Below are 6923 nucleotides of genomic sequence, written 5' to 3'. Positions count from 1 at the left end.
GTAACGACCGTTCGCCCAGCGGGATCACACCCACTGGGCGAACGGCGCAAACCTGCCGGATGCTGCTTGCAGCGTCTAGACTCGAATCGGCCGACGCGGGCGGCGCGCGGTGCATTCGACGAGGTCGGAGGTGTTTATATGGCGATGCCTGTGCCGCGCTCCGATCATTGGACCGCCGCTGATCTCGATCAGTTGCCCGATGACGGTTTGCGATATGAGGTGCTGAATGGTCAGCTCGTCGTGAATGCCGCCCCGAAGCCTATGCATCAGTGGTTGATCAAGCGGCTCACGCAGGTGTTCGACGCGGTTGTTCCCGATGACCGGTTGGTGCTGGACGGCGTCGGCGTGCTCATCGGTGACGACGAGCCGATTCCCGATCTGATGGTAGTCACGGGTCCGATCGATTGGCACGGTCGTGGTGTACCGGTCGGGCAGGTCGAACTCGCCGTCGAAGTGGTGTCGAAGTCGACGACATTGCAGGATCGGATGGTGAAGCCGGTGTTGTACGCACAGGCAGGCATCCCCACGTACTGGCGTTTCGAGATCAACCCGTTCAAGAGTCGCCTCGCCGACGAACGGTTGCCGGTGCTGTTCGCGTATTCGCTCGGCGCCGATGGCGAATACACACTGACCCACCGCGCATCCGCGGGTGCCCCGGTGACAGTGCGAGTGCCCTTCGAGGTCACCTTCGACCCTGGTGCATTGCTGCCGCACTAGCCAGTGCGGTTGCTTCGCCTGGTCGAAGCTTGATTCCTGCCGCCCATACATGGGGTGGCCGTCTCGAGTGACCCGTCGAAGAACGGATGAAATGGTTCTGTTGGACGCCGACAGCGACCGTATGAGCGGTCGCATGTGGGAGATGCTGCCGGTCTCGGTGCGCTGCACTCACCGAGTGACCCGCGGTTGCATGTGCTGCGGTTGACGCCGTGGCGGGTCCAGGCCATTCGAACCGTGGACCTGCGCAGCAGGATTTGGAAGCCGACCGAAACCGCTGTCACCCAGTGAATTCAGTGGTCCACCCCGGCGATCGTCGGGGGGTCCGGGTGGTCAGCGACGGAGCAAGCCGGCGAGTCCTTCGAGTAGCAGATTCAAGCCGAAAGTGAAATCAGCGGTCCCCGAATGCTCTCCGTCGATGACCAGCGAGGCGAGGGTGTGCATGTGTGGATGGGTATCGGTGGGGATGAGCGGAAGGAATTCTTCTGCGGACGAGGCGTATTCGGAGGGGTCGAGCGGGAAATTGATGGCTTGGAGCGTGAAGCCGTAGATGTGGCTGTCGAGAGCGTTCCAGGCCCGGTCGGCTTGTTCGTAGGTGAAGCCCGCGGCGATCAGGCAGGCCAGGGTCGCTTCGACATAACGCAGCATCGCGGGGCCGACATTCACCCGGGTGCCCAGCAGGCCGGTGGCCCATCGGTGCCGGAGCAGGACCTCGTGGGCCGAAATCGCGCGGCGGCGTAGTTCTTCCTGCCAGTCACCGCCCGCTTCGGGCACGTAGATCTCCTCGACCACCAGGTCGATGAGCCCGTCGAGGATGTCTTCCTTGTGGGCGACATGGTTGTACAGCGACATGGCTTCGACGCCGAGAGCCTTGGCCAGCTTGCGCATCGACAGCGCGTCGAGACTCTCCGCATCGGCCAGGGCGATCGCCGCCCGCAGGATCCGTTCCCTGCTCAGCGGGGTACGTGGCGGCATGTTTTCCTCCTTGACCTACTTACGGCGTAAGCGTAGCGTCTGAGGTCAGCGACTTACGCTGTAAGTGCGAAGGAGGGGCCGCTCATGACCGATGTGGATACCGACCGGATGACGGCATGGGTGGCACCGCGCTACGGCGGTAGTGAGGTTTTGTGCACGGAGATCGTGCCCAGGCCGGTGCCCGGCGAGGGGGAGTTGGTTGTCCGGGTGCAGGCAGCGTCGCTGTGCAGCGGCGACTTGCATTTGCTCAGTGGCACACCGTATTTGATTCGCCTCGGGTTCGGCTTTCGTAGACCGAAGTATCGGATGATCGGCCAGAATCTCGCCGGCGAGGTAGTCGCAATCGGTTCCGGGGTTACTGAATTCCAGGTAGGGGATCGGGTTTTCGGTGAAGTGCCCGGTGGTGCGTTCGCCGAATACGTCCGCGCCGCTGCCCACGCGTTCGCCCTGGTACCCGACGGCCTGGATATGGAAACAGCGGCCGCGATCCCGGATTCGGGCATGACCGCGCTCCAGGGATTACGCGATATCGGCAAGATCGCGCCGGGGCACCGGGTGCTCGTCAACGGCGCGTCCGGCGGTGTGGGAACCTTCGCGGTGCAGATAGCGAAAGCGCTCGGCGCCCACGTGACCGCCGTCTGCAGCACCCGCCACATCGAGATGGTCCAGGAAATCGGCGCCGACACCGTCATCGACTACACCACAACCGATTTCGCCGCCTACGGCGAGGTCTACGACATCATCTTCGACCTCGCGGGCAACCGAAAACTCCGCGACTGCCGCCGCGCCCTCACTCCGGAAGGTGTCTTCATCTCCTCGGCAGGCGCACCGGGCGGAAACTGGTTCGGCCCGATCCGCTGGCTGGGCTCGGTCCTCATCGCCAACCTCTTCACCCGCCAAACCCTCAAACCCCTCCTCATGCGCCCGACCGCCGCCGATTTGGCCTACGTGGCCGAGCTGGTCGTCCAAGGGCAGGTGCGACCGGTGATCCAACGGAGTTTCGCTCTGTCCGACACACCGTTGGCGATCCAGGCCTTGCAAATGGGGCACGCCTCGGGCAAAACCGTCCTCACCGTGCCCTAGTCCGCGCGGAAGAGAGCGGCGAGGTCGACGGTGTGCGCCATCGCGGCGGCACCGGTATCGTTGAGGTGCATACCGTCGCCGCTGTCGAATTCGGGGCGGATGAAGTCGGGGCGCGCGGGGTCGGCCACCGCACGGTCCACATCGAAGACGGAGTCGAAAATGTCTGTCCGGCGCAGCCATTCGTTGACCGCGTGACGGGTGGGCTGTGTCTCCACAAGAGGCATGCCGGGGTAGATGCACCCGGCGTAGGGGCCGATGGTCGCGACGTGTATCCGTAGGCCCGCCGCATGGGCGCGCTCGGCGAGCTCGGTGAAACCGGCGATCAGTTCATCGGCGGTCGCCGAGGGCTGCCCCGCCATCCCACCGAGAATCAGGTCGTTGATGCCGAAATTCACCAGAACATCGGTGACACCGGGAACCTCGATGGCATCGGAATCGAAACGTGTGATACCGGATTCACCGATCTCCTCGGCGGTGAGCCGGTTGCCCGCGATGCCGTTGTTGACCACCCATCCTCGGTTGAGCCGACTGTTCAGAACATCGACGGAGCGACGATTGGCGCTCGGAGTGGTGCCGACGCCTTCGAACCAGGAGTCGCCGAACGCCACCGCGATCGGCGGCGGGGTGGCGTCGAGAACGTCCACGCCGGTGACGAAGAACCGGAACGGGACTTCCTGCGCATCGGGGAGTTCCACATCAGCGGTCCGGTCGCCGGCGACGAGATAGGAGATCTCGCCCGGTTGATGGGCAAACGTCGCCAACCCCGTCGACTCAGGCAGGTACAGGCTGAGCAACAAGTCTTGACCAGCGGCAACCGGCAGGTCGATCGGATCGCTCACGAGATCCGCACCCGGATCGATGACCGCGCTCGGCTCAGCACCGAAGCGAATCTCATGATCGGCATCGGAGTCGATCGCCGAGCCGGCCTTGCGCAGCGCCACCCGAGCGGCGCCGATGCGCAGGGGCGTCGCGCCGTACCGGTTGGTCAGCCGCACCCTCACCGCCGTACCACCGCCGGCCATGTGGAGGACATGGCGCACCGTCTCGTCCGCGAACTCGCGTGATTCGGCGAGCTTGATCTGCTCATCGGGGCTGATGACACCGTTCCGGAACCCGGCGACCCAGTTGTTCTGCATGACCACTCCGATACTTGCTGCGCGGAATATTGCGTACGCATAGGTCTACTCGGAGATATTCCTCATGTCAACAATCCCCACGGCAAACATCGACTAGGGTGTTTCACATGTCCGAACTGTTCGACGACCCCCGGCTGACCATCTCCGGCCTGCTCTTCGAGGCACACAGCGGACTCATCGCAAAGCTCGAACCCACCTGGCACGCCCACGGCCTGTCCGGCCTCGACCTCAACGCGCTGCTCCGCCTGAGCCGATCCCCCAACCGCCGCCTACGCATGTCCGACCTGGCAGCCCAAACCGAACTCTCCACCAGCGGAGTCACCCGCCTGGTAGACCGCCTGACCAAGTCCGACCTCGTCGAACGCCAACTAGACCCCACCGACCGCCGCATCGCCTACGCATCCCTCACCCCCACCGGCCTCCACCGCCTCGAAGAAGTCCTCCCCGACTACCTGTCAGCCCTCGACACCTGGCTCATCGACGTACTAACCCCCACCCAACTCGACGCCCTGACCACCACCCTCCGCATCCTCCGAGACGCAACCAACCCGTCAGCAACCGCCATCGGGGAGTGATGTCTGGCCGATCGCGGAAGCGGCGTCGGCGATGAATGCGCAGATGACCTACACGACCCGAGCGACAGCGCGAGCGCCTCGGCAAGGCAATCCATTGTTTCGATCGTGGGTATCCCGCAACCGCCCTCGAGCGGCGACAGTGGAGGCTGCGGCGTACTTGCCCGCCGCGCACCTTCGTAGTCCACCGCATTCGTGCGAGAGTCCATCGGTGTCGTTGCGGCGCAGCTTTCACCGGCGATGTGCAGTCACCGGTTGTCTTCGCCGGCAGAATTCGGTGCGGAGCAAGATTGCGGTGCCCATGGCAGCACCGTCCACCTAGGACTAATTTCGACGGTTACCGTGAAAGAACCAACCGCAGCGCTGAGAGGAGCTCCTCAGGTGCGGTTCCGGACAGGCGTATGAGAGCGTTGTGCGGAGGGTCGAGAAGATTACACTCTCGACCAGACCGAAGGATGCGCGAGACCACCATTTCAGCGGGCACCGCTGCATCAAGCCCTTCGATGCGGACCACGTGGTCGCCGGGTTCAATTGTCCCGCTTAAGCAGCGAACAATACATTCTGTCGCCGTCTTTTCGCGAGTGACAATCTCAACAACCTCGAGTGTTGCACTATATGCCGTGCCCGCCTGCTCACCTGATGAATTCGTGTAGCTATGATTTGGCGAGAATGGGGAATCTGTCTGGCGCTGTCGCGCGATCTGCTGTGCGACGTATTCTCCAGTCATCGTTGAACTTCATTACGCCATTCCATAGATGATTGCATTTTTGGCCCCCCCACCGCTGTTGCCCCTGACGTGAACAACGCCCATAGCAGTTCTTGGTGAGGAAAGTGGGGCTCGCCGCCCGAATCAATCCACACGGAAACCCCGTCATTCCCGGCTGTGACGTCCCACCAACGCCATGCTCGAAGATCTGGGTCGAAGCAGTATATCCATTCTTCGGGATCCCACGGAGCTCCCAAACCCGACTCAACATATCTTTTCGCGCCTCCTTTGCTTGCGTCATCTGAAAGCTCGCGAAACCACGAAGGAAGTGATTCTGTAGAGATGGTGTCATCGACTTCGAAATTGACGTCCTGCGCAATTTCTAGTGCGGACGATATTAGCTCTCTTATTCGCTGCAAGTACGTTTCTGTTGGGACAGTTGGGTGCACCAAGAAGGTGGCCAAAGTAGCAATAGGCTCGGCAGATGGGTGTCGTCTTACTCGGTCCAGCTCGACTTCAGAGCTGCCTTCGCTCATATCCTTGTCTCCTGTCAAATTATTCGGCCACTACCGGGTATGATTGCATCCAGCAGGCCTGAGATGTAACCCGAGGGTAGGCCATAGAGCCCAGGTGCGTCAGATTGGTCCGGTGCAGCCTTCCTGGCGTGGTTCCACTCTCGGCGGGTGCCTGGCCAGTCGGATGGCATGCGCTGGGGCAGTGAATCTGCTGCGATACTGTCGACATACGAACGGGGGACATCGAACGCAACGATGTGGTCGCCCTTGAATCCGGTGCTGTGGGAGATGTCGCCAGTCATATTCAGATATAACTGACCGGAGCCTGAATGCGACACATTACCGTCGGCGTCCACATCCAGCCGGAGGGTTTGTGGCACGTTTGTGTCCTGCGACCTGTATATAGTAACGTTTTCGCAGCTGTCCGGCATTAGGCCCAGTGGGTCCGACCATCGGGTCGGGTTGGTTACATAAGAGTTCGGGTTGGGGGAAGCGGACAAGCCGAGAGGATCGGAAGTGAGGAACCGCCCTGTAGCCGCGTCGTACATCCGAAAGAAGTTGTAGTTCAGTTCGGCTTCGGATTCATAGACTTGGCCGGGGTAGCGCAGCGGAGTCGTTGTCGTGCCACACCACTCGATTTCGCCCCAGAGGGTTGAGTTCGCGACCGCCGCCGTGCTGGCAGAGTGAACGTCTATTAGCTGTGTAGGAATCCCGCCAGCGCCACCGATGATCGTTAGAAGCTCATGAGCGGATGATTGAGTTATAGGTGTGGCAGCGCCCGGGCGATACTGCCATCGAAGCGGTATGCCGTATCCCTCAAATTGTTCGATAAGCTCTGTTCTGTCCCACACGCGTTGGAAACGACGAGTGAGAGACCCGTCAGCCAGTACCAACACTTTCTGGCTACTCCGCCCGAGCGCATCATAGGTATATCTCCACCATTCCTTCTCTGGTGTGTAGACGTCGGTGAGTTGGTTGAAGGCGTTGTAGCGGTAGTGCCAGACGGCCGGTTTTCGGGAGATTCGGGTGGTTACTTTGCGGATGAGGCGGCCGGCGGGGTCGTAGTAGTAGTGGTTGCGGCCGTCTCGGACGAGGAGGTTGTTGTGGTATTCGCGGCCTTCCATTCGCTGGGGGGCGGATGGTTCGGCGGGGGTGCTGTCCTTTATACACATCTGACGCTGCCGACGAATAGAGATGTGTTGATATTGTAGGTCGTCTGGAT

Annotated in this window: 6 protein-coding genes; 3 read left to right on the top strand and 3 right to left on the bottom strand. The window is 61.6% G+C overall.

What is annotated here, in order from left to right; translation table 11 throughout:
* The first annotated feature begins 138 nt into the window (after nt 1-138).
* Nucleotides 139-717, top strand: coding sequence for a Uma2 family endonuclease (locus tag HYG95_RS21745; protein ID WP_181700550.1), 579 nt, complete (start codon nt 139-141; stop codon nt 715-717).
* 330 nt (nt 718-1047) lie between these two features.
* On the opposite strand, the gene HYG95_RS21740 is transcribed toward HYG95_RS21745, so the two are convergent.
* A complete protein-coding gene (locus tag HYG95_RS21740) occupies nt 1048-1689 on the bottom strand; it encodes a TetR/AcrR family transcriptional regulator C-terminal domain-containing protein (RefSeq protein WP_181700548.1) in 642 nt (213 codons plus the stop codon).
* Nucleotides 1690-1773: 84 nt separating this feature from the next.
* Between HYG95_RS21740 and HYG95_RS21735 the strand changes: the two genes are divergently transcribed.
* The gene (locus HYG95_RS21735; RefSeq protein WP_255495614.1) at nt 1774-2772 is read left to right on the top strand and encodes an NAD(P)-dependent alcohol dehydrogenase; all 999 of its coding nucleotides are present in this window, start codon (nt 1774-1776) and stop codon (nt 2770-2772) included.
* Here the strand turns inward: HYG95_RS21735 and HYG95_RS21730 are convergent.
* Complete coding sequence (locus HYG95_RS21730; protein ID WP_181700546.1) at nt 2769-3908, bottom strand: GDSL-type esterase/lipase family protein; 1140 nt, start codon at nt 3906-3908, stop codon at nt 2769-2771. The genes HYG95_RS21735 and HYG95_RS21730 overlap by 4 nt on opposite strands.
* 107 nt (nt 3909-4015) lie before the next feature.
* On the opposite strand from HYG95_RS21730, the gene HYG95_RS21725 reads away from it, so the two are divergent.
* Nucleotides 4016-4483 (top strand): MarR family winged helix-turn-helix transcriptional regulator, encoded by a 468-nt coding sequence (locus tag HYG95_RS21725; RefSeq protein ID WP_067641810.1) that lies wholly within the window; start codon nt 4016-4018, stop codon nt 4481-4483.
* Nucleotides 4484-5736: 1253 nt separating this feature from the next.
* Here HYG95_RS21725 and HYG95_RS21720 read toward each other — a convergent pair.
* On the bottom strand, nt 5737-6923 hold a 1187-nt coding region (locus HYG95_RS21720; protein WP_220139702.1), incomplete at its 5' end, for an RHS repeat-associated core domain-containing protein.

Source organism: Nocardia sp. GTS18, assembly GCF_013839555.1.
GTDB classification, from domain to species: Bacteria; Actinomycetota; Actinomycetes; order Mycobacteriales; family Mycobacteriaceae; genus Nocardia; species Nocardia rosealba.
The sequence above is the reverse complement of the archived record's forward strand: the minus strand, read 5'-3'. Positions and strand labels throughout refer to the sequence as shown.

Excerpts from the sequence above, each read along its gene's own strand:
- HYG95_RS21745 (WP_181700550.1), top strand. The coding sequence starts at position 139 with ATGGCGATGCCTGTGCCGCGCTCCGATCATTGGACCGCCGCTGATCTC.
- HYG95_RS21740 (WP_181700548.1), bottom strand. The coding sequence starts at position 1,689 with ATGCCGCCACGTACCCCGCTGAGCAGGGAACGGATCCTGCGGGCGGCG.
- HYG95_RS21735 (WP_255495614.1), top strand. The coding sequence starts at position 1,774 with ATGACCGATGTGGATACCGACCGGATGACGGCATGGGTGGCACCGCGC.
- HYG95_RS21730 (WP_181700546.1), bottom strand. The coding sequence starts at position 3,908 with ATGCAGAACAACTGGGTCGCCGGGTTCCGGAACGGTGTCATCAGCCCC.
- HYG95_RS21725 (WP_067641810.1), top strand. The coding sequence starts at position 4,016 with ATGTCCGAACTGTTCGACGACCCCCGGCTGACCATCTCCGGCCTGCTC.